The sequence below is a fragment of the Collinsella sp. AM18-10 genome (assembly GCF_003471585.1).
Taxonomy (GTDB): Bacteria; Actinomycetota; Coriobacteriia; order Coriobacteriales; family Coriobacteriaceae; genus Collinsella.
In genome coordinates this window covers 1-349 of record NZ_QRJO01000024.1, presented here as the reverse complement: position 1 = coordinate 349, position 349 = coordinate 1, and the positions used below count along the sequence as shown (strand labels likewise).

Annotated in this window: 1 protein-coding gene; it reads left to right on the top strand. The window is 63.0% G+C overall.

Annotated features, from left to right (window positions below):
- Positions 1–111 precede the first annotated feature (111 nt).
- On the top strand, positions 112–349 hold a 238-nt coding region (locus DW211_RS09670), incomplete at its 3' end, for an IS1 family transposase (RefSeq protein WP_147357263.1).

Here is a 349-nt window from a genome sequence, read left to right as displayed (position 1 = left end):
TCAACCGCGATGATCAGCAAAAACGTAAGGCTCTGTTAGACCAGGATTGACATACATGTGTCCCCACGGTGCCATATCGTTGACCCCGTAGACCGCGATGATGGGGGCAGCATGAACGCCGAAGACCTGGTCCTCAACTTCAAGAAGGACATGGCGAACCTCAGCAAGACCGAGCGCCGCCGCGCTATCGAGTCCGTCAGGGACGTGATCCGCGCGGCGGCGTTCGACGACGCGGCCGGCTCCGCCTACGAAGTCGGACGCTGCCCGCGCTGCGGGTCCGTCGCGGTCGTGAAGAAGGGCAAATCGAAGAACGGCGAGCAGCGCTACCTCTGCCGGGGCTGCGGCAGGA